The following is a 22,080-nucleotide window of genomic DNA, read 5'->3' as shown; positions in this document are numbered from 1 at the left end:
GAAACTTGCGCGCTTCCGATCAGATTCCGCTGGCGAGGCATTATCGCGCAGCATCGGCTGTGGCGCGGGGCCGGGCGGTCGCAGACGCGGTCGGCGAGGGTGCTGGAGCGGGCTGAACAATTGCCGGCCGGTTGATCGTGACCAGCAAGGCGACATCGGTATCGCCGAGCGCGGGGCGGGAAGAGAATGGTACCACCCATGCGCCCTCGCGCTCGTCCGTCGGGAAGTACATCAGCCACTGTTGGCCGGTCGGCTGGACGCGACGGATCGCCGCATCCAGGTCACCGGTGATCGCCTGCACCGTGGCGACGGGTTGCGCCCCGCCGAACGTCAGCCCGTCGGGGTGCAGATCAGCCAGCAGCAGCGCAACACTATGAGCTTGCGGGGCGCTGAGTTCGCCCGTCCTGAAGGCAACCGCTGCCTTCGGACCGAGTGCAGCACGCAGCCGCGCAGCCTCCGTCACCAGGCGCTCACCGCCGCCGCGAAGGACGCTGTCGGGGAGCATCTCGGCCGCGATCAACCGCATCGCGCCGCACCGTGTTTCGTCCTCCAGCCGCGACGTCAGCGTAATCTCAAGCTCGTTACGGTCGAGATGGTCGGCTGCCGGCAGCGCCAGCGAGTTGGCAAAGCGCTCATCCGTGTCTCCAAGGGCGCGGGTGAGCAGCAGATGGTTGTTGAGCGTCACGAACAGCGAGGTGCGCGTGCCGGCGACCGGGCCCAGCATCATGCGCAGGTCGACCGCGGAGGGAAGCTCGCCGTTGGGAAGCTGCGACGCATTGTAGCGGAAGCGCCACGTCGTCTCACGATCGAACCGCCGCGCGCCCGCGTTTTCCACCTGGGAGACCAGTGAAATCGGGTAGGTCAGCTGCGGCAGACCATCGACGCGCAGCGGCGCGCCTTTGGTGATGTCGGCGAGAGAAGCAGCCGAAAAACCACCGTCGCCGAAGTAAAGCCCATAGCCGCGTTCCGCGAGCCGGGCCGCATTGAGCAACGTTCCGGTATCAGCCGCCTTTTCACCATTCCACTTCACCGGGATCAGATCACCCCAGAGTGCCAGGCGATCCCGGATGCTCTCCGGCGACTTGTCGAGCCGCAGGCGCAGGCCGGTCTCGGGGAGCACCGTCAGCACAGCTGCGATCGCCTGGTTCGGCGTGCATTCGGCCATCGGCCCCTGCCCCACCAGCGCCAGCCGCACGTCGAGCTCTCCTGCCGCCAGCTCGGTCGGCGTCAGTTCGACTCGAACGCGCTGACGGAAGGTGCCGTGCTGCAGCACGGTTTCAGCGCGCTTGATGCCGTTGATGGTGATCCGAAGCGCACCCTCTGCGCCATTCACCGCATCCGCCGCGAAGCTGATGTCATACGTGCCGCTCTCCGGTCGACTGTCGACCGGCAGGCGGAACTTGGTGCTGGCGTAGGACGGGAAGCCGGTGAGGATTTGCGGGCTGTTCGGATGGATCTGCGCCACGAACACGCTCTTGCCATCAGCATCGACGAACGGGATCGAACCGCGCTCATAATCCTGGAAGATCGGCGCGTTGTTGCGCACGTTACGGCCTGTGACCGTGTCGAAAAGCCCGCTTTGCTCCACCGCGACCAGCAGGCCGACCAGCAGTAGCGCCAACAGACATAGCACCCATAGTCTCATATGCGCGCTCCCTCCGATTTTGCGCTGCGTTCGGCGGTCTGCCGGTCGAGCCCGGCCTGCTGCGTCCGGTTCCAGGCCGAGCGGGCGAGGATGTGGCTGCGATCGACGCGATCGGCGTAGCGCGCGGCGATCTCCAACGTTTCCGTCGTCAGGCCGTCGGACAGGCGGATCGGCTCAAGGCCCAGCCCGCGGAACGTGGCGTTGCGCATCTCCAGTTCGTTTTCGGCGGCCTCGTTGCGCGGGTTCGCCACATGGTCGATCGTCGCGCCGGTTACGCGCGCCACCAGTTCCGCGAGGTCCTGCACCCGCAGCGTTTCGGCCACCTGGTTGATGATCTTCACCCGGTCGCCGCGCCGCGGCGGATTGTCGAGCGCCAGTTCGACGCAGCGGACGGTATCCTCGATGTTGATGAAGGCCCGGGTCTGGCCGCCCGTGCCGTGCACGGTCAGCGGGTAGCCGATGGTCGCCTGAACCAGGAAGCGGTTCAGCACCGTTCCGTATTCGCCTTCATAGTCGAAGCGGTTGATCAGCGCCGGGTGCAGCCGGGTTTCCTGCGTCTGCGTACCCCAGACGATGCCCTGGTGCAGATCGGTGATCCGCAGGCGATCGTTCTCGGCGTAATATTGAAACAGCAGCTGATCGATCGACTTCGTCGTATGATAGACGCTGCCTGGCTTGGTCGGATAAAGGATCTCGCGTTCATGGATCGTGCCATGCTCGTCCTTGACCATGACGGGCAAATAGCCTTCGGGGATCTCGAAACCCGCGCCGGCATAGCCATAGACGCCAGTCGTCCCGAGATGGACGACATGGCAGTCGAGATCGGCCTCCACCAGTGAAACCAGCAGATTGTGCGTGCCGCGCACATTGTTATCGACGGTGTAGCGTTTCTCGACCTGGCTTCGCATTGAATACGGCGCGGACCGCTGTTCGGCAAAGTGCACCACCACGTCCGGCCGTTCCTCTGCGATCAGCGCCGCGAGCCGCGCGTATTCCTGCGCGATATCGATGTACTGGTAACGGATCTCCTTGCCGCTGGCTTCGCGCCAGGCCTGAAGCCGCATGTCGATCGGGGTGATCGGCGTCAGGCTGCGCACGCCCATCTCGGCGTCGATCCGGCGGCGGGAGAGATTGTCGACGATCAGCACGTCGTGGCCCAGCGCAGACAGGTGAAGTGAGGTGGGCCATCCGCAGAAGCCATCCCCACCAAGAACGAAAATCTTCTTTGCCATCAACTGGTCCTCACCCGCTCGCGACGAGCTCGGCCGACGACCAAGCAGCCTGATTGGAGCAACTGAGTTTTGCGTTGTGCAGCGGTTATGAATATAAGGAATTGTACGCACTTAGCGCGCAGACCACGTCTCGTTCCTTGTACATCCGGGGTTTGAGACCTGTCTAAGTCAACAGGATAATTGCGCCGCTTTCACCTTTCTCGACTTCCTCCGCGGCATGAACTTCCGGTTTTCCGATACCGGCATCAGGGACTGATCCGCTTTGCTAGTTCCAGACAGCCGTAGCAGCCAAAATCGCCCCTAAGGAACATTACTGACTGTATTCACAAGTTAAAGCGCGGATGACGACGGCTGTCGGAGACCTTTCGACGGCTGGGGATGATGACATCCATGTCGGAGGATATTGCACGAGCGAAAGAAGGCGCGGGTCGTGCGCTCTGGACAAGCACGATTGCCTTCACCGTCTGCTTTGCAGTCTGGACCATCTTCTCCATCGTCGGGCTCGGCGTGAAAGAGGAACTGGGCCTTTCGGACACGCAATTCGGCCTGTTGACCGGCACACCGATCCTCACCGGATCGCTGGTGCGCGTGTTCCTGGGCGTCTGGTCGGACCAGATCGGCGGGCGGCGGGTGTTCGCCGCGGTCATGGTGCTGTCGGGCATCGCGACGTTCCTGATGTCGTACGCCCACACCTATACCTGGCTGCTGATCGCGGCGCTGGGCGTCGGGTTGGCGGGCGGCTCCTTCTCGGTCGGCGTCGCCTATGTCTCCAAATTCTATCCCGCCGAGCGGCAGGGCACCGCGCTCGGCATCTTTGGCGCGGGCAATATTGGCGCCGCGGTGACCAAGTTCCTCGCCCCGTTCGTGATGGTGGCGATGGGCTGGGAAATGGTGGCGAAGATCTGGGCCGCGGCGATCATCCTGATGGGGGTGATCTTCCTGTTCGTCACGCCAGAGGACCCAGACCAGCACGCCCGCGAACGCGGCGGCCAGAAGGCCGAGAGCATGGCGAGCCAGCTGAAAGTGCTGCGCAACGTCCAGGTGTGGCGGTTCTCGCTCTATTATTTCTTCGTGTTCGGCGGGTTCGTCGCGCTGGCGATGTGGCTGCCGCGCTACCTGATCGGGGTCTATGGCCTCGACATTCGCACGGCCGGGATGCTCGCGGCCTTTTACTCGGTCCCGGCGAGCCTGTTCCGCATCTATGGCGGCACGCTGTCGGACCGCTACGGCGCGCGCAAGGTGATGTACGCGACCTTCATCGTGTCGGTGGCGTGCACGTTCCTCTTGTCCTACCCGCCAACGTCCTACGTCATCGAGGGGGTCGACGGGCCGATCACCTTCAGCACCTCGATGGGGCTGGTGCCGTTCCTGATCGTCATCTTCCTGCTCGGCTTCTTCATGAGCCTGGGCAAGGCGGCGGTCTACAAGCACATCCCGGTCTATTACCCCAACCATGTCGGCGCGGTCGGCGGGCTGGTCGGGATGATCGGCGGGCTGGGCGGGTTCATCCTGCCGCTGGCCTTTGGCGCGTTGCTTGACCTCACGGGCATCTGGACGAGCAGCTTTGCGCTCCTGTTCCTGATCGTGCTCGTCTCGCTGTTGTGGATGCACGGCGCGATCCAGCACATGGAGCGCGACGCGGCGGTGGTGGCGAACGTGCCGCAAAGCCCCGAGCTGCCCGAGTTCCGCGGCATGGGCGAACCCGGCGCGAAGCGCCCGGTGGTGCGCGCCGGGCCGATCGCCGACTGGCGCCCCGAGGACCCGGAATTCTGGGAGGCGACCGGGCGGCCGATCGCCAAGCGGAACCTGTGGATCTCCACCTACTGCCTGCTGCTGTCCTTCGCCGTGTGGATGGTGTGGAGCGTGGTCGTCGCGCGGCTGCCCAGCATCGGTTACACCTTCACCACCGACCAATTGTTCTGGCTGGCCGCGGTGCCCGGCATTTCGGGCGCGACGCTGCGCATCTTCTACGCCTTTCTGGTGCCGATCTTCGGCGGGCGACTGTGGACCACGCTGTCGACCGCATCGCTGCTGATCCCCGCCTTTGGCATCGGCTATGCCGTGCAGAACCCGGGGACGCCGTTCTTCATCTTCCTGGTGCTGGCGCTGCTGTGCGGCTTTGGCGGCGGCAATTTCGCCTCATCGGTCGCCAATATCAGTTTCTTCTACCCCGCGGCCGAGAAGGGCCGCGCGCTGGCGATCAATTCCGGGATCGGCAACCTTGGCGTCAGCGTGATGCAGCTCGTCGTCCCGGTGGCGATCACCATGAGCCTGTTCGGCGCGCTGGGCGGACAGGCGCAGGTGGCGAACGACGGCACGAGCCTGTGGCTGCAGAATGCCGGCTTCATCTGGGTGCCGCCGGTGATGCTGGGGACGGTGCTGGCCTGGTTCGGGATGAACGACATCCTGAGCGCCAAATCCTCCTTCGCCGACCAGGCGACGATCTTTGGCCGGCGCGACAATTGGATCATGTGCTGGCTGTACACCGGCACGTTCGGGACGTTCATCGGCATGTCGGCGGGCTTCCCGCTGTTGTGCAAGCTGGTCTTTCCGGAGATCGACGCGCTGCATTATGCCTTTGTCGGCCCATTGGTCGGCGCGCTGGCGCGGGCCGGGAGCGGCGGCCTGTCGGACCGGATCGGCGGCGCGAAAGTCAGCTTCTGGGTGTTCATCGTCCAGGCGATCGCGATTGCCGGCATGATCTGGTCGCTCGACGCGCGCAGTTTCGGCGGCTTCTTCGGGATGACGGTGCTGCTGTTCTTCGTCAGCGGCGTCGGCAATGCCTCCACCTTCCAGATGGTGCCGGCGATCATGCGCCGGGTGTTCGACGCGGAACATGCCGACATGCCCGCTGACGAGCGGCGGCTGCATGCCGATCGCGAGGCGGCGGCGATCGTTGGCTTCATCTCGGCGATCGCGGCCTATGGCGCCTTCTACATCCCCAAGGCCTATGGCTGGTCGATCAGCAGCAGCGGATCCGCCGATGCCGCGCTGTGGGCGTTCTTCGTCTTCTACCTCAGCTGCGCGGCGATCACCTGGGTCGCCTACAGCGGCCCGCGCGGCATGTTCGGATCGCGCCCCCGGCTTGGCACCCCCCCTTCCGGCGCTGGCAAGCGCAACCTGACCAGCGGAGCCTATACATGAGCCATTTCCTCGACCGCCTGACGTATTTCCGCCGAGCGCAGGAGAAGTTCTCCGATGGCCTCGGCATCACCACCGATGAGACGCGGGCGTGGGAGGATGCGTACCGCAAGCGCTGGGCGGCGGACAAGATCGTGCGGTCGACGCATGGCGTGAACTGCACCGGATCCTGTTCGTGGAAGATCTACGTCAAGGGCGGGATCGTCACCTGGGAGACGCAGCAGACCGATTATCCGCGCACCCGGCCCGACCTGCCCAATCACGAGCCGCGCGGCTGCCCGCGCGGCGCCAGCTACAGCTGGTATCTCTATTCCGGCACCCGCATCAAATACCCGCTCGTCCGCGCGCGGCTCGTCCGCCACTGGCGCGAGGCGCGCAAGACGATGGCGCCGGTCGCGGCCTGGCAGTCGATCGTGCAGGATGGCGACAAGCGGCGCGACTGGGTGTCGAAGCGCGGGCGCGGCGGCTTCGTGCGGATCGGCTGGGACGAGGCGACCGAGATCATCGCGGCGGCCAACGCCTATACGATCAAGGAATATGGGCCGGACCGGATCGCAGGATTTTCCCCGATCCCCGCCATGTCGATGATCTCCTATGCCGCGGGCAGCCGCTATCTGTCGCTGATCGGCGGCACGCTCTTGAGCTTCTACGATTGGTATTGCGATCTGCCGCCATCGTCGCCGCAGACCTGGGGCGAGCAGACCGACGTTCCCGAAAGCGCCGACTGGTACAATGCGGGGTTCCTGCTGGTCTGGGGATCGAACATCCCGATGACGCGGGCGCCCGACGCGCATTTCTATTCGGAGGTTCGCTATCGCGGCGCCAAGAGCGTCGTCATCGCGCCCGATTATAACGAGGCGGCGAAATTCTCCGACATGTGGCTCCACCCCAAACAGGGGACCGATGCCGCGCTCGCGCTGGCGCTTGGCCATGTCGTGCTGAAGGAATTCTACGTCGATCGGCAGGTCGAATATTTCGCCGATTACACGCGGCAATATTCTGACTTCCCGTTCCTCGTCCGGCTGGTCGAGCGCGACGGGCGGCTGGTGCCCGATCGCCTGCTGCGCGCGGCCGATCTCGACGGCGCGCTGGGCGAGCTCAACAACACCGACTGGAAGCCGGTGGCGATCGACGACGCCAATGGCGAACTGGTCGCGCCGCGCGGCACGATCGGGTTCCGCTGGGGTGAGGTCGGCAAGTGGAACCTCGAGGAAAAGGACGCCGAGGGTAACCAGGTGCGGCTGCGCACCACGCTGGCGGCGCATAATGACGGCGTCGAGCCGGTCGCCTTCCCCTATTTCGGCTCCACCGCGCCGCACGATTTCGTCGCCACCAACCATGACGAGGTGCTGCTGCGCAACCTGCCGGTGCGGCGCATCACGCTGGCCGGCGGCGTCAGCGCGACGGTGACCACCGTGTTCGACCTGATGTGCGGCAATTACGGCGTCGACCGCGGCTTCGGCGGCGGCAACGTCGGCTCAAGCTTCGACGACGACGTGCCCTTCACTCCCGCCTGGGCGGAAAAGGTGACGGGCGTGCCGCGCCAGGCAATCATCCAGGTGGCTCGCGAATTCGCCGCCAATGCCGAGGCGACCAGTGGCCGCTCGATGGTGATCCTCGGCGCCGGGCTGAACCATTGGTACCATATGGACATGAGCTATCGCGGGATCATCGCGTTGCTCGTGATGTGCGGCTGCGTCGGCCAGTCGGGCGGCGGATGGTCGCATTATGTGGGGCAGGAGAAGCTGCGCCCGCAGACCGGCTGGCTGCCGCTGGCCTTCGCGCTCGACTGGGCGCGCCCGCCGCGCCAGATGAACGGCACCAGCTTCTTCTACGCACATACCGATCAGTGGCGGTACGAGACGCTGCGCATGTCGGAGATCCTGTCGCCGCTGGCGCCCGAAGGCGACTGGTCGGGCAGCATGCTGGATTACAACGCCAAGGCGGAGCGGATGGGCTGGCTCCCCTCCTCGCCCCAGCTTCAGATGAACCCCCTGGATCTCGGTCGCCGGCTGCACGAGAGCCAGACCGATCCGGGCGCTGCCGTGGCCGATGGGTGGAAGACCGGCGTCATCAAGCCGGCCAGCCTCGACCCCGACAATCCGCAGAACTGGCCGCGAAACATGTTCTTCTGGCGGTCCAACGTGCTGGGCGCCAGTGGCAAGGGCCACGAATATTTCCTGAAGCACCTGGTCGGGTCGCTGCACGGCATCGTCGGGACCGATACCGACATCGACCAGATCGACCGGCCGCGCGACGTCACGTGGCGCGACGAGGCGCCGGTCGGCAAGCTCGACCTGATGGTCAACATCGATTTCCGCATGTCGACCACCAGCATGTATTCGGACATCGTGCTCCCGACAGCGACCTGGTACGAGAAGCACGACCTCAACACGTCGGACATGCACCCCTTCATCCACCCGCTGACCGCCGCGGTCGATCCGGCGTGGGAGAGCCGGAGCGACTGGAACATCTTCCGCTCGATCGCCGAGAAATTCTCGGAGATCTGCCCCGAGGTGCTGGGGGTCGAACATGACGTCGTCCTCTCCCCGATCCAGCACGACAGCCCCGGCGAACTGGCACAGCCCTATGAGCCGCAGGATTGGCTGAAGGGCGAATGCGACCCCATTCCCGGCAAGACCATGCCCAACGTGCAGATCGTCGAGCGCAATTATCCCGAGACGTTCGCGCGCTTCACCGCGCTCGGCCCGCTGCTCGAGAAGCTGGGCAATGGCGGCAAGGGGATCAGCTGGGACACGGCGCACGAGGTGGAGCTGCTCGGCAACCTCAACGGGCGGGTGCCCGGCGGGCTGACCGAGGGACGGCCGCGGATCAATACCGATATCGACGCCTGCGAGACGATCCTGATGCTCGCGCCCGAGACCAATGGCGAAGTCGCGCTGAAGGCGTGGGAGGCGCTGGGCCATACCACCGGGCGCGATCACCGGCATCTGGCGGAGGGCAAGGAGGAGGAGAAAATCCGCTTCCGCGATGTCGCCGCGCAGCCGCGCAAGATCATCTCCTCGCCGATCTGGTCGGGGCTGGAAAGCGAGAAGGTCTGCTACAACGCCGGCTATACCAACGTCCATGAACGCATCCCGTGGCGAACGCTGACCGGGCGGCAATCGCTGTACCAGGACCATCATTGGATGCGCGCGTTCGGCGAAAGCCTGGTCACCTGGCGACCGCCGATCGACACCAAGACGGTGCATGATGTCGTCGGGCAATTGCCCAACGGCAACAAGGAAATCCTGCTCAACATCCTCACCCCGCACCAGAAATGGGGCATCCATTCGACCTATTCGGAAAACCTCCTGCTGCTGAGCCTCAGCCGCGGCGGGCCGACGGTGTGGATCAGCGAGGATGATGCGACCGCCGCGGGGATCGAGGACAATGACTGGATCGAGGTGTTCAACATCAACGGCGCGGTGACCGCGCGGGCGATCGTGTCGCAGCGGATCATGCCCGGATCGGCGATCATGTATCACGCGCAAGAGAAGCTCGTGAACACCGTGGGGTCCGAAATCACCGGCCAGCGCGGCGGGGTGCATAACTCCATCACGCGGATCAACATGAAGCCGACGCACATGATCGGCGGCTACGCCCAGCTTGCCTATGGCTTCAATTATTACGGCACCGTCGGCGCGAACCGCGACGAATTCGTGATCGTGCGCAAGATGAGCCAGGTGAACTGGTTCGACAAGCGCGCCGACGATGCCGCCAATGTCACCGGCGGCACGGCCGACTGGGGCACCGGATCAAGCGTGGAGGCCGCAGAATGAAAGTCCGCGCACAAATCGCCATGGTGCTCAATCTCGACAAGTGCATCGGCTGTCACACCTGTTCGATCACGTGCAAGAACGTGTGGACCAACCGCGAGGGCGTCGAATACGCCTGGTTCAACAATGTCGAGACGAAACCCGGCATCGGCTATCCGAAGGACTGGGAGAACCAGAAACGCTGGAAGGGCGGCTGGATCCGCAAGAAGAACGGCAGCATCCAGCCGCGCCAGGGATCGAAATGGCGCATCCTGTCGAAGATCTTCGCCAATCCGCATTTGCCGGAGATCGACGATTTCTACGAACCCTATACGTTCGAATATGAATGGCTGCAGGCCGCGCCCGAGCTTCAGGCGCAGCCCACCGCCCGCCCCCGCTCGCTGCTGACCGGCGAGGCGCTCAACAAGATCGAATGGAGCGGCAATTGGGAGGACATGCTTGGCGGCGAATTCGCCAAGCGCAGCCAGGATCAGAATTTCGACGGGGTGGAAAAGGAGATCTACGGCCAGTTCGAACAGACGTTCATGATGTACCTGCCGCGTCTGTGCGAACATTGCCTCAACCCGGCCTGCCTCGCCTCCTGCCCGTCGGGCGCGATCTACAAGCGCGCGGAGGACGGCATCGTCCTGATCGATCAGGAGAAATGCCGAGGCTGGCGGATGTGCGTGTCGGGCTGCCCGTACAAGAAGATCTATTACAATTGGTCGACCGGAAAGTCGGAGAAGTGCATCTTCTGCTATCCCCGGATCGAGACGGGGCAGCCCACCGTCTGCTCCGAAACCTGCGTCGGGCGGATCCGCTATCTCGGCGTGGTCCTGTATGACGCCGACCGGATCGAGGCCGCCGCCTCAGTCGAGGATCCGCAGGACCTGTACGAGGCGCAGCTTGGCGTGTTCCTCGATCCCAACGACCTCGCCGTACAGGAAGCCGCGCGGCGCGACGGGGTGCCCGAATTGTGGCTGGAGGCGGCCACCCGCTCGCCGGTGTACAAGATGGCGGTGGAATGGCGCGTCGCCTTCCCGCTCCACCCCGAATATCGCACACTGCCGATGGTCTGGTACGTGCCGCCATTGTCGCCGATCCAGTCGGCGGCGGAGGCGGGCAAGATGTCCTCGCGCGACGGGATGCCCGACGTGCGCAGCCTGCGCATCCCGCTTCGCTACCTCGCCAACCTGCTGACCGCGGGGAAGGAGGAACCGATCGCGCTGGCGCTCGAACGGATGCTGGCGATGCGCGCCTATATGCGGGCGAAATCGATCGACGGCCGCATCGACACCGCCATTCCCGAACGTGTCGGGCTGACCCGCGCGCTGGTGGAGGACATGTACCGCATCATGGCGCTCGCCGCCTATGAGGACCGCTACGTCATCCCGACCACCCACCGCGAGCTGGAGGAGGACGCCTATGTCCTGCGCGGCAACAGCGGCTTCGGCTTCCGCGAGGACAGCAACGGCTCGACCAAGGTGAACCTGTTCGGCGGGGCGAAGCGAACGCCGCGCAAACGCTATATGGATGCCCCGACATGAGGATGACGCTGAAGGCGCTGGCCGCCCTGCTCGACTATCCCTCCGCCGAGCTGCAGGAAAATGCCGCCGCGATCGGCGCGCTGCTGCGCGAGGAAGGCGCGCTGCGCAAGCCGGTGCTGGCGCGGCTCCAGCCGCTGCTCGATGCGATGACGAACGACGATCTGCTCGACCTGCAGATCACCTATAGCGACCTGTTCGACCGTTCGCGCCGGCTGTCGCTCCACCTGTTCGAACATGTCCATGGCGACGGGCGCGAACGCGGCCAGGCGATGATTGACCTCGGGCAGCAATATGCCGCCAGCGGGCTGCTGCTCGACACGCGCGAACTGCCCGATTTCGTACCGGTGTTCCTGGAATATGCGTCCAACCTGCCGCCCGGCGAGGCGCGCGACTTCCTGGGCCAGCCGGCGCATGTCTTCGCCGCGCTGGCCGAGCGGCTGGACGAGCGCGAGGCGCCTTATGCCAGCATCTTCCACGCGCTGCTCGCGCTGGCCGGGGTGAAGCCCGATGCCGGCGCGCTGGCGGAGCTCAAGGAACGGCAACCGTCCGAGGATCCGGCAAAGATCGACGAGGAATGGGAAGAGGCGCCGGTCAGCTTCATGGCCTCCGCCGCGCACGACATGGGCGGGCCGACCGGCGTCGTCGCCAAGATCCGCGCCTCCAATCGGGCCCAGAAGAGGGACACGGGAGCATGAACGCGTTCATCAACCAACTCGCATTCGGCTGGTACCCGTATCTCGCCGTCACCGTGCTGATCGTCGGCAGCATCCTGCGCTTCGACGCCAGCCAGTTCAGCTGGCGATCGCAGTCGAGCCAGTTCCTGCGCCGCCGCCAGATGGTGCTGGGATCGAACCTGTTCCACATGGGGCTGCTGATCCTGCTGTTCGGCCATTTCGTCGGGCTGCTGACCCCGGTGACGGTGATCGACCGGCTGGGGATCGGGCATGAGTTCAAGCAGCTCGCCGCGCTGATCGTCGGCGGAATCGCCGGGGTCATGGCCTACATCGGCTGCACCCTGCTGCTGCACCGCCGGCTGGTCGATCCGCGCATCTGGCGCAGTTCGTCGTGGGGCGACATCGCGGTGCTGGTGCTGATCTGGTGCCAGCTGACGCTGGGCATCCTCACCACCTTTTGGACGATCCGCCACCTCGACGGCAGCGAGATGCTTCGGTTCATGAACTGGGCAAACGGCATCCTGACGCTGAACCCCGGCGCGCCGGAGGAAATCGCCGACGTGGCGCTGGTTTACAAGCTGCACATCATCCTGGGGCTGACGCTGTTCCTGATCACCCCGTTCACCCGGCTGGTGCATATCTGGAGCGCGCCGGTCTGGTTCCTGTTCCGCCCCGGCTATCAGATCGTCCGGTCGCGGATGCCGATCGGCAAGCGCTACCTGTCGCCGACGCGCGGGATGGCCGGGGGCGCAGCGAGCTACGGCGGAGATACGATGCTTCGCCAGCAGGCCGAGGAGAGCCAGGCGATATGACCCGACAGGCAGACACGCTCGATCTGACGCCGCGCACCGGCATGCCCTCCGCCTGCGCCAGCGGCGGCTGCGGCGGGGCGGAACCCCTGCTCCCCCGGCCGCCGAGCTTCGGCGACGTGCGCGTCAACGGCGTCGAGATCGACCCCGAGAGCATCGCCCAGGAAATCCAGCATCACCCCGCGCCCGACATGGAGACGGCCTGGACGGAGGCGGCGCGCGCGCTCGCCGTGCGCGAACTGCTGTTGCAGGAGGCACGCCGGCTGGATCTGACCGCCGATCCCGAGGAGGACGAAGCCGGCCGGATCGAGCCCGAAGACGACGCGCTGATCCGCTGCGTGCTGGAAACGGAGGTCAGCCCCGAGCTTCCCGACGATGCGGAATGCCAGCGTTATTATGCGGCGAACCAGCAGCGGCTGCGCACGCCCGACTTGTTCGACGCGGCGCATATCCTGATCGAGCCTGACAGCGACGAACCCGATGCCTGGGCCGCGGCGGAGCAGCGCGCTCGCGAGATCGCGCAGACCGTCGGCGATGATCCCGCCGCCTTCGCCGTCGCCGCACGTGCGCATTCCAGCTGCCCCTCGGCGCAACAGGACGGATCGCTCGGCCAGGTCCGTCGCGGCGAATTGGTCGGCGAGATCCATGCGGCTCTGGAGCAACTTGCCGACGGCGCCACCATGCCGCGCCCGGTCCGCTCGCGCTTCGGCTGGCACGTGCTTCGGCTGCAACGCCGAATTCCTGGCCGAACGCTTCCCTATGAAGTGGTGCGGCCGAAGATCGCCGAGATGCTGGAGGCGCGCAGCTGGACGATGGCGTCGGCCCGCTACATTGCCGCGCTGGCCGAACGCGGCCATGTCGAGGGCATCCGGATCGGGGGCGAGTGATGGCAACGCTGGGCGACATCCTTGCTTCCGCCCGCCGCTCGTCCGACGGGCTCGAACAATGGCTCGGCCACACCGATCCCTCGCTTGCCGGGGAAGCCGCCGCCGCGGCCGACCGGTTCGGCCTCAGCGTCTCGGGCTATGCGCGCATGGCGATCGCCGACTTCACGCGCCTTGCCGGCGAAGAGGATTGGGTGACCTTGATGTCGGGGCTGCGCGACAGCAGCGATCCAGGCACCAGCTGCCTTGCGGCGATGGTCCACTGGCGGCTGACCGCGCCCGACTGCCGCTCGCGTTCAGACACCATCGAAGCGGGAGCGACCCATGCCTGACGGACAGAAGACGCAGCTCAACCGCGCGCTCAAAAGCAGCACCGAGACGCAATACGACACCGGCGCCAGTTCACCGGCACCGATCGACACCACGTCGGCGACGGAGGGCGAGGGCGAAAGCTGGCCCGTGATCTGGATCATCGTTCTTGCCATCTGCCTGGTCATCACCGGCTATCTGGTGATCTGACGCGACGGGCGCCGCTCGCCGCCAGTCCTGCACCGCTCAAGACACAAAACGTCGCGCCAATCATTATCCAGAAGCGATAGGGTGCGGCGAAGGGGACAGGTTTGACCAGCGAGGTGGCGGTGGTGACCAGCGGTGGCGCGGGAACGGGCGCGGTTAGGGTGGCGGCCAGCTATTGCGGCATGCCCCCGCTCCCGGGCGAGCTCTGGCTGCGGTGGAATCTCGATCCGGTGTTGCTTCTGGCGATCGCCGCTGCGGCCGTGCTTTTGTGGCGGATGACCGCGGGCGATCTGGTCGCAAGGCGTTCAGCGATGGTCGGCATCGGCGCCCTCCTGGCCGCCTTCGTCTCTCCCTTGTGTGCGCTGACGAATGCTCTGTTCGCCGCCCGCACCGTCCACCACCTGCTGATCGTGCTGGTCGCGGCGCCGCTGATCGCCCCGGCATTCATCACGCATCGAAAGGGCGCCGGCTCCCCCATCCCTGCCCTCCTCGCCGCGACGGTCACATTGTGGTTCTGGCATTGGCCGATCGCCTATGATGCAGCCCTGTCGCGCACTACCGTCTATTGGGCGACGCAGGCGGGCCTGCTCGCCAGCGCAACCTGGTTCTGGCGGCGCGTGCTTCATCCGGCCGGCGAACCGGTGACAGCGCTGCTCACCATCCTCGCGGCCATGGCGCAGATGGGGCTGCTCGGCGCGATCCTCACCTTCGCGCCCGATCCGCTCTACGCCGCCCATCTGGTGACGACGGCGCCGTTCGGCCTGTCCCCGCAGGAGGACCAGCAGCTTGCCGGGCTCATCATGTGGGTGCCGGCGATGATCCCCTATTTCCTCATCGGTGCGCTTATCGCGCGGCGGGCATGGCGGCGGGATCTGTCGCCGGCATGATCATCACGCTTCTGAAGGCAATCCACATCATGGCGCTGCTGCTGTGGACGGCTGGGCTATTGTCGCTGCCGCTGATGCTGGCGCGGCACGAGGAGGGCGAGCACCAGTTCCGCTACGCCCGCATCCGCAAGTTCACGCATTACAGCTATACCCGGCTGGTGACCCCAGCCGCCGTGATCGCGATCGCCGCAGGTACGCCGCTCATCTTCCTGCGCGGAATGTTCGTGCCCTGGCTGTTCGCGAAGCTGGCGCTGGTGGCGATGCTCGTCGCGCTTCACGCCTTCGTCGGTCACATCGTACTGAAGATGGGCGAGGAAGCCGGCGAGCAGCAGCCCCCGCCCGCCTGGCCGATGATGACGGGGCTCTGCGTGCTGATCCTCGGCATCCTGATCCTGGTGCTGCTGAAGCCGCCGCTCGACGTGCAGCAACTGCCCGATCTGCTGCGCGCGCCGGTCGGCCGTCAGTTGCCGCTGGAAGAGGTTCCCAATTGATAGTCGAAGACGAGCTTCCCCCCATGCCAGCCGGTGAAGCCGGTGAAGGCCACGCACAGGAACGACAGCAGGATGCCGAGCGGCAGCACCGCCTGTTCGTAGCCGCCGAGGCGATAGCCCCAGTTCGTGCCGAGCAGCGCCAGCAGCATCACCGCGATGATGAAGTGCGTCCAGCTGGCGGCGCGCGCACGGATGCCGGGTACCAGCAGCAGCTCGACGGTGCCGGACAGGCCGGCGAGCAGCCCCATCAGGAACGCCATGCCGATCGCCCACAGTCCGGCGCGCGCCCAGAAGGCGTCGCTCGTCCACCAGTAGAACAGGTCCGCCCCCAGCGTGCAGACGCTCATCGCGATCGGAAAGGCGACGAGCATGGCGTGGATCGGATGGCCGGCGATCGCGATCTTCGATTCGGACCGATGGAAATGGGGCGAGGCGCTGATCGGATCGATCAGTTGGGCTTCGGGCGTCGGTTCGTTCGTGGCCATGTGCCTTATCCTACGCACGCCTTCCGCGTCCTGACACCCCCTGCCGTGCTGCTCGCCGGGATGGCGGCGGCGGGGTGCAGTGGCCCGCTGTCGACGCTCGACCCCGCCGGGCCGTCAGCGGCGGCCATCGCGCGGCTGTGGTGGATCATGCTCGCCGGGGCCGCCGCGATCCTCGCATTGGTGCTCGGGCTGCTCGCCCTCTCCTTCCGCCGCCCGCCGCAGCGCAGCCCGGAGCGCTTGTGGCTGATCGGCGGCGGCATCGTCTTTCCGATGACGGTGCTGACCGCATTGCTCGTCACCGGCGTTGTGCTTGGCGAACGATCGATCCCGGCGCGCGCGGACGCGCTTGACGTAAGTGCGGAGGCGAGCCAGTACCGCTGGCGCTTCGCCTATCCCGGCACCGCCGCCGCACCTACCGAAGGTGTGCTCCACATCCCGGCCGGGCAGCCAGTGACGGTTGCGATCAGCACCGCGGACGTCATCCACAGCTTCTGGGTGCCACGGCTCGGCGGCAAGCTCGACGCGATCCCCGGCCATGTGAACCGGCTGTCGATCCAGGCGGATGCGCCCGGCATCTATTATGGCCAGTGCGCGGAGTATTGCGGCACCGGCCACGCCCGGCACAACTTCCGCGTTATCGCCCATGCCCCGGCGGAGTGGCGCCGGTTCGCCGCGGGAGGCGCGCGATGAAGGCGCTTCGCCTCCACCGTGAGCTAGGCGCGATCTGGGGCGCACCGCCCGGCTGGCGGGGCACGATCAGCACCGTCAACCACAGCGACATCGGCCGCCGGCTGATCATCGCCGCCTTCACCTTCTTCGCGATCGGCGGCGTGCTCGCGATGCTGATCCGCGCGCAGCTTGCCACACCGCGCAGCGCCTTTGCCGGGCCGGAAATCCACAACCAGCTCTTCACGATGCACGGCAGCATCATGATGTTCCTGTTCGCCATCCCGATGTTCGAGGGGCTGGCGATCTACATGCTGCCCAAGCTGCTCGGCACGCGCGACCTCGCCTTCCCGCGCCTCTCCGCCTACGGCTGGTGGTGCTATCTCTTCGGCGGCTCGCTGCTGATCCTCTCGCTGCTGCTCGGCGTCGCGCCCGACAGCGGGTGGTTCATGTACACCCCGCTTTCGTCACGGCCCTATTCGCCGGGGATCAACTCGGATTTCTGGCTGCTCGGCATCACCTTCGTCGAGATTTCCGCTATCGCCGCCGCGGTGGAGATCACCGTCTCGATCCTGCGCGTGCGGGCGCCGGGCATGTCGCTGGACCGGCTGCCCCTCTTCGTCTGGTACCTGCTGGCGACCGCGCTGATGATGCTGATCGGCTTCCCGCCGCTGATCCTGGGATCGATCCTGCTCGAGATCGAGCGCGCCTTCGACTGGCCGTTCTTCGACGTGGGGCGCGGCGGGGATTCGCTCCTGTGGCAGCACCTGTTCTGGCTTTTCGGCCACCCGGAAGTGTACATCATCTTCCTGCCCGCGGCGGGCGTGGTCTCGACCGTGCTGCCGGTGATGGCGCGCACCCCGATCCTTGGATACCGCATCATCGTCGCCTCGGTGCTGACGCTCGCCTTCCTCAGCTTCGGCCTGTGGGTCCACCACATGTTCACCGTCGGCATCCCGCACATGGCGCTGGCCTTCTTCTCTGCCGCCTCGACGTTGGTCGCGGTGCCGACGGGGGTGCAGATCTTCGCCTGGCTGGGCACGCTATGGGCCGGCCGGCCGCAGATGAAGCTGCCGATGCTGTACCTGATCGGCTTCTTCGTCACCTTCGTCATGGGCGGGCTCACGGGCGTGATGGTCGCCGTCGTCCCGTTCGACTGGCAGGCGCATGACACCGCCTTCGTCACCGCCCACCTCCACTATGTGCTGGTCGGAGGATTCGTCTTCCCGATGCTGGCCGGCGCTTATTACTGGCTGCCGCATTTCACCGGGCGCCAGCGCACCTTCCGGCTGGGGGAGCTTGCCTTCTGGCTGATCTTCGTCGGCTTCCACGCGACCTTCCTCCTGCTCCACCTCGCCGGGCTGCTCGGCCAGCCGCGCCGCGTGGAAACCTACCCCGGAGACGTCGGCTGGACGTGGATGAACCTCATCTCGTCGGTCGGGGGCTTCGTGATGGCTATCGGCTTCGCGCTGTTCGCGATCGACGTGGCGCTTCAGCTATTCCTGTCGCGCCGCTCGCCGCGCAATCCTTGGCACGCCGGCACGCTGGAATGGGCGATGATGATCCCCCCGCCCGCCTACAACATCGCCAGCCTGCCCATCGTCGCCTCGCGCGAGCCGGGCTATGACACGCCCGATCTCGCCAACCAGTTGGCGCGCGGCGAAGGCTACCTCGGCGAGGTGCGGCATCGCTGGCGCGAGGTGCTGGCAGTCGACCTCAAGGGCCGTGTCCGGCACGTCATCGTTCTGCCCGGCAACACGCGGCTGCCGATCGTCACCGCGCTGGTCACCGGCACGTTCTTCGTCGCGCTGCTCCTCAAGCTTTACTGGTTTGCCCCGATCGCGCTCGTCGGCGTCGCTGCGCTCGGCTGGCGCTGGGCCTGGGCACTTGGCCGGCGCGAGGATCTGGGCGAGCTCCCGATCGGCCATGGCGAAACCGCGCCCACCCATGCCGAGGTGGATGATCCGCCGGGCTGGCTCGGCAGCGTCGCCCTGTTGCTGGCCGATGCGACGCTGTTCGGCTCGCTCCTGTTCGGCCAGGTCTTCCTGCTGACCGTCGCGCCCGGCTGGCCGCCGCCGCTGCCCTTCTCCGGATCGTGGCTCGTGATCCTTGGCGCCGCCGCCGGAGCTGCCCTCGCCGCCTTTGCGCCGCGCCGCGCCGGTGCGCAGCCGGAGCAGGCGATCATCGGCCAGCTGCTGTTGATCGCGACGCTGGTAGCGAGCCAGGTCATCGCCCCGCCTCCTACCGTGCACGCCGCCGCTGCGCTGATCGGCATGATGAACGGCTATGCATTGCTCCACGCCGCGCTCGCCGTGCTGATGCTCACCTTCATCCGCGCGCGGCGCCGGGCCGGCTATCAGTCCGCCGCGCGGCGTGGCGAGGTGCGCATCGCAACGCTGTGGAGCAACTATGCCGCCGCCGCCGGCCTGATCGCCGCGCTCGCCACGCAGCTTCCAGCGCTGCTGCGATGACGGCGCTGCTGCGGGCCATTTCGGGGCTGATCGGCTGGGCGCTCGCCTTCCCGCTGATCTACGGGCTGCAGGGCCTCGTCTGTTCGCCGCAGCTCGCTGGCGTGATGACGGCGCTTCCGCTCGGTGGGCGCGAGCTGCTGATCGCGGCGTGGCTGCTATGCCTCACGCTGCTGGCGTCGCTCGCCTGGGTGCTGTGGCACCGCGCCACGCGCGAGACTCTGCTCGACTGGCTCGCACCGACACTGGCGCTGACCGGCCTTGCCGCGACGACCTTCACCGGCTTTCCGGTGGTCTTCGCTACCACGTGCAGCTGAGGCCGCGGCCTTGTGCTGCCGCCGCATGCAGGCCATCTTCCTATTGGAAGGTAGATGATCGTGAAGGCACCCGGAACTACGGCAGGTCGGCTGGTCGACAGCGCAACGGTAATGATGATGCGCGGCGGCTATGCCGGGTTCAGCTATGCCGACCTTGCCGAGCATATCGGCATTCGCAAGGCGAGCATCCACCACCACTTTCCCTCCAAGGCCGATCTGGTGGTCGCCGCGGTAGAGCAGGCGCGTGCCGCGATCCGTGCGCAGATCGCGGCGCTGGATGAAACCACCTCCGTCGCGATGGATCAGCTGGGCCTCTACACCGGCTATTGGGAACGCTGCATCCGCGACCAGACCGCGCCCTTCTGCCTCGCCGCGGTGCTCGCCGCCGAGCTGCCGAACCTCCCCCCGCAGGTCGGCACGGCCGTGCGCGGACATTTCGATGATCTGTCGACGTGGCTGGAGCGCGTCTTGGCGCTCGGCGTCGCGCAAGGATCGATGACGCTACAGGGGTCGCCGCGCGCGGAAGCGGAAATCTTCATGGCCACCACGTACGGCGCCATGCTGGCCGCGCGCGCCTATGACGATCCGGCGCGATTCGCGATGATCGTCGAGGCGTCGATCGACCGCATCCGCGTCTGACGCGCCGCTAGCCTCAGCCCGCGCTGTCGGCGGGCTCCAGGCTCAGCAGCACCGTCGGGATCAGTTCCGACACGGTCGGGTGGATCGGCACCGCCCACCGCAAGGCCTCGATCGTCTGGCCGGCATTCATCATGTCGAGAATGCCGTGGATCGCCTCGTCGCCGCCCGTGCCGAGGATCGCCGCGCCCAGGATGTGGCGGCTCTTCGCATCGGCGACGATCTTGATGAAGCCCTGCGTCTCGCCCTTCTCCACTGCCCGCCCGACGCGGGTCATCGGCCGCTTGGCGTGGAGCAGGGGGCGGCCGCATTTCGCCGCTTCCGCCTCGGTCATGCCGACGCGGCCCAACGGCGGGTCGATGTACAGCGCATAGCCCGGCAGCCGATCGCTCACCTTTCGCTGCTCGCCATCGAGCAGGTTGGCAGCGACGATCTCGAAGTCGTTGTACGCAGTATGGGTGAAGGCGCCGCGGCCGTTGCAATCACCCAGCGCGTAAATGCCAGGGACATTGGTCTCCAGCCCGTCATCGACCTTGATGTAGCCGCGCTCGTCGGTCGCGACGCCGGCGACGTCGAGCCCGAGATCGTCGGTATTCGGCCGCCGCCCGACCGCCACCAGCACATGGCTGCCGATCGCCGGCGCATCGTCCTGACGGCAGCTGACCGTGACCGACACGTCCTCGCCATGCGGCGCGAAGCCGATGCATTCCGCACCGGTGCGCACGCGAATCCCTTCGCGCTCGAGGATCGCGCGCACCTCGTCCGACACGTCCGAATCCTCCCGCGCGATCAGCCGGTCCGATCGCTCGACCACCGTCACTTCGGCGCCAAAGCGGCGGTACATCTGCGCGAACTCGAGCCCGATATAGCTGCCGCCGACGACGACGAGGTGGCGCGGCAACTCGTCCAGCGCGACCATGTCGCTGTTCGTGAGGACGCGCACCTGGTCGATGCCGGGCATATCGGGCAGCACCGCCCGCCCGCCGACGTTGATGAAGATCTGCGGCGCCGTCAGGCGCTCGCCGTTCACCTCGATCGTCCGCTCCGCCACGAAGTGCGCATGGCCACGGATCAGCGTGACATTGGGCATGCCTTCCAGCCACGTCTCGTTGCTGCTGCGGGAATCGAGGATCACCTTGCGTGCCCGCGCCGCCGTCGCGGTCATGTCGACCGCCGGCTCGCCGCCCAGCGTGAAGCCATAGTCCCCGCCGCGCCGCGCGGTGTGGAGCGCATAGGCGCTCGCCACCAGCGTCTTGGTCGGCTTGCACCCGGTGTTGACGCAGGTGCCGCCGACGAGATGCCGCTCGATGATCGCGACGCGCTTGCCCGCGTCGTTCAGGCGGCCGGCGAGCGGCGGGCCCGCCTGGCCTGCGCCGATGATGATCGCGTCATACTGCCGTTCGCTCGTCATGTCGGAAGACCTCCCCCGGCCAAACCGCCGGTCAGCTCAGGCAACATCCAGAGCCACGTCGATGTTGCCGCGCGTCGCCGTCGAATAGGGACATATTTCGTACGCCGCCGCAACGAGTTGTTCCGCCATCGTGCGGTCGATCGTCGGCATGGTGGCAAGGATCGTTGCCTTCAGCGGGAACCCGCCGAGGTAGGGCTGCGTGATGCCGATCGTCGCCGTCACCAGCGTGCCCGCGACAAGGGTGACCCTGCGCTGCGTCGCCACGCGTTGAAGCGAGGTGAGAAAGCAGGCGGCGTAGCCGGTCGCGAACAGTTGCTCGGCATTGGTGCCCGGCGTCCCCGGCCCCGTCAGCAGCACCTCCAGCGCGCCGTCCTCGGTGGCCGCGGTGCCGGTATGGGCGTCCAGCACCGTGGCAGTGGCGCGATAGATGATGTCGTTCGACAAGAGGGGCTCCTTTCCTGTCTGAAGCTTCGTGCGCTGCCGCCCCTCGAGGAAATAAGGGGCGGCAGCGCA

The 22,080-nt window shown here is 66.4% G+C and carries 19 protein-coding genes; 14 read left to right on the top strand and 5 right to left on the bottom strand.

Annotated elements, in window-relative coordinates; all coding sequences use genetic code 11:
• Positions 1-40: 40 nt before the first annotated feature.
• Together ACH0CP_RS10020 and ACH0CP_RS10015 are read right to left on the bottom strand one after the other, a co-directional pair.
• Positions 41-1,645 carry a hypothetical protein gene (locus tag ACH0CP_RS10020; RefSeq protein WP_294444787.1) on the bottom strand — a complete coding sequence of 535 codons (1,605 nt, stop codon included), beginning with the start codon at positions 1,643-1,645 and terminating at the stop codon, positions 41-43.
• Positions 1,642-2,877, bottom strand: a complete 1,236-nt coding sequence (locus ACH0CP_RS10015; protein WP_294444786.1) for an NAD-dependent epimerase/dehydratase family protein — start codon at positions 2,875-2,877, stop codon at positions 1,642-1,644. Before ACH0CP_RS10015 ends, ACH0CP_RS10020 begins: the two co-directional genes overlap by 4 nt.
• Positions 2,878-3,267: 390 nt before the next feature.
• Between ACH0CP_RS10015 and ACH0CP_RS10010 the strand changes: the two genes are divergently transcribed.
• From ACH0CP_RS10010 to ACH0CP_RS09965, 10 genes are all read left to right on the top strand, one after another.
• A complete protein-coding gene (locus ACH0CP_RS10010; protein WP_294444619.1) occupies positions 3,268-6,021 on the top strand; it encodes an MFS transporter in 2,754 nt (917 codons plus the stop codon).
• Positions 6,018-9,800 (top strand): nitrate reductase subunit alpha, encoded by a 3,783-nt coding sequence (locus tag ACH0CP_RS10005; protein WP_294444620.1) that lies wholly within the window; start codon positions 6,018-6,020, stop codon positions 9,798-9,800. The genes ACH0CP_RS10010 and ACH0CP_RS10005 overlap by 4 nt, the downstream gene beginning before the upstream one ends.
• Positions 9,797-11,323 (top strand): nitrate reductase subunit beta, encoded by a 1,527-nt coding sequence (gene narH / locus ACH0CP_RS10000; protein ID WP_136451915.1) that lies wholly within the window; start codon positions 9,797-9,799, stop codon positions 11,321-11,323. Before ACH0CP_RS10005 ends, narH begins: the two co-directional genes overlap by 4 nt.
• The gene (gene narJ, locus ACH0CP_RS09995) at positions 11,320-12,018 is read left to right on the top strand and encodes a nitrate reductase molybdenum cofactor assembly chaperone (RefSeq protein ID WP_294444621.1); all 699 of its coding nucleotides are present in this window, start codon (positions 11,320-11,322) and stop codon (positions 12,016-12,018) included. The genes narH and narJ overlap by 4 nt, the downstream gene beginning before the upstream one ends.
• Positions 12,015-12,809, top strand: a complete 795-nt coding sequence (gene narI, locus ACH0CP_RS09990; protein WP_294444622.1) for a respiratory nitrate reductase subunit gamma — start codon at positions 12,015-12,017, stop codon at positions 12,807-12,809. The genes narJ and narI overlap by 4 nt, the downstream gene beginning before the upstream one ends.
• Complete coding sequence (locus ACH0CP_RS09985; RefSeq protein ID WP_294444623.1) at positions 12,806-13,693, top strand: peptidylprolyl isomerase; 888 nt, start codon at positions 12,806-12,808, stop codon at positions 13,691-13,693. Before narI ends, ACH0CP_RS09985 begins: the two co-directional genes overlap by 4 nt.
• On the top strand, positions 13,693-14,022 hold the full coding sequence (locus ACH0CP_RS09980; RefSeq protein WP_294444625.1) for a hypothetical protein: 330 nt from the start codon (positions 13,693-13,695) through the stop codon (positions 14,020-14,022). The genes ACH0CP_RS09985 and ACH0CP_RS09980 overlap by 1 nt, the downstream gene beginning before the upstream one ends.
• On the top strand, positions 14,015-14,209 hold the full coding sequence (locus ACH0CP_RS09975; protein WP_294444626.1) for a hypothetical protein: 195 nt from the start codon (positions 14,015-14,017) through the stop codon (positions 14,207-14,209). Before ACH0CP_RS09980 ends, ACH0CP_RS09975 begins: the two co-directional genes overlap by 8 nt.
• 101 nt (positions 14,210-14,310) lie before the next feature.
• A complete protein-coding gene (locus ACH0CP_RS09970; RefSeq protein WP_294444627.1) occupies positions 14,311-15,093 on the top strand; it encodes a cytochrome c oxidase assembly protein in 783 nt (260 codons plus the stop codon).
• The gene (locus tag ACH0CP_RS09965; RefSeq protein ID WP_406875625.1) at positions 15,090-15,584 is read left to right on the top strand and encodes a CopD family protein; all 495 of its coding nucleotides are present in this window, start codon (positions 15,090-15,092) and stop codon (positions 15,582-15,584) included. Before ACH0CP_RS09970 ends, ACH0CP_RS09965 begins: the two co-directional genes overlap by 4 nt.
• Here ACH0CP_RS09965 and ACH0CP_RS09960 read toward each other — a convergent pair.
• Positions 15,554-16,069 carry a DUF2231 domain-containing protein gene (locus ACH0CP_RS09960; RefSeq protein ID WP_294444629.1) on the bottom strand — a complete coding sequence of 172 codons (516 nt, stop codon included), beginning with the start codon at positions 16,067-16,069 and terminating at the stop codon, positions 15,554-15,556. The two genes, ACH0CP_RS09965 and ACH0CP_RS09960, sit on opposite strands and share 31 nt — an antisense overlap.
• On the opposite strand from ACH0CP_RS09960, the gene coxB reads away from it, so the two are divergent.
• The 4 genes from coxB to ACH0CP_RS09940 are packed head-to-tail and all read left to right on the top strand — an operon-like array spanning position 16,070 to position 20,159.
• Positions 16,070-16,759 (top strand): cytochrome c oxidase subunit II, encoded by a 690-nt coding sequence (coxB, locus tag ACH0CP_RS09955; protein ID WP_294444631.1) that lies wholly within the window; start codon positions 16,070-16,072, stop codon positions 16,757-16,759.
• Positions 16,756-19,206, top strand: a complete 2,451-nt coding sequence (ctaD, locus tag ACH0CP_RS09950; RefSeq protein ID WP_294444632.1) for a cytochrome c oxidase subunit I — start codon at positions 16,756-16,758, stop codon at positions 19,204-19,206. Before coxB ends, ctaD begins: the two co-directional genes overlap by 4 nt.
• Positions 19,203-19,520 (top strand): hypothetical protein, encoded by a 318-nt coding sequence (locus ACH0CP_RS09945; RefSeq protein ID WP_406875626.1) that lies wholly within the window; start codon positions 19,203-19,205, stop codon positions 19,518-19,520. The genes ctaD and ACH0CP_RS09945 overlap by 4 nt, the downstream gene beginning before the upstream one ends.
• 54 nt (positions 19,521-19,574) lie before the next feature.
• Positions 19,575-20,159: a TetR/AcrR family transcriptional regulator gene (locus ACH0CP_RS09940; protein WP_294443877.1), complete on the top strand. Its 585-nt coding sequence runs from the start codon at positions 19,575-19,577 to the stop codon at positions 20,157-20,159.
• Between the two features lie 13 nt (positions 20,160-20,172).
• Here ACH0CP_RS09940 and ACH0CP_RS09935 read toward each other — a convergent pair whose 3' ends face one another.
• Positions 20,173-21,567, bottom strand: coding sequence for an FAD-containing oxidoreductase (locus ACH0CP_RS09935; protein WP_294443878.1), 1,395 nt, complete (start codon positions 21,565-21,567; stop codon positions 20,173-20,175).
• Positions 21,568-21,603: 36 nt separating this feature from the next.
• A complete protein-coding gene (locus ACH0CP_RS09930) occupies positions 21,604-22,011 on the bottom strand; it encodes an Ohr family peroxiredoxin (RefSeq protein ID WP_294443879.1) in 408 nt (135 codons plus the stop codon).
• Between the last annotated feature and the right edge of the window lie 69 nt (positions 22,012-22,080).

Origin of the sequence: Sphingomonas sp. 179-I 2A4 NHS, assembly GCF_045369135.1 — a bacterium.
Classification (GTDB): Bacteria; Pseudomonadota; Alphaproteobacteria; order Sphingomonadales; family Sphingomonadaceae; genus Sphingomonas.
The sequence above is the reverse complement of the archived record's forward strand: the minus strand, read 5'-3'. Positions and strand labels throughout refer to the sequence as shown.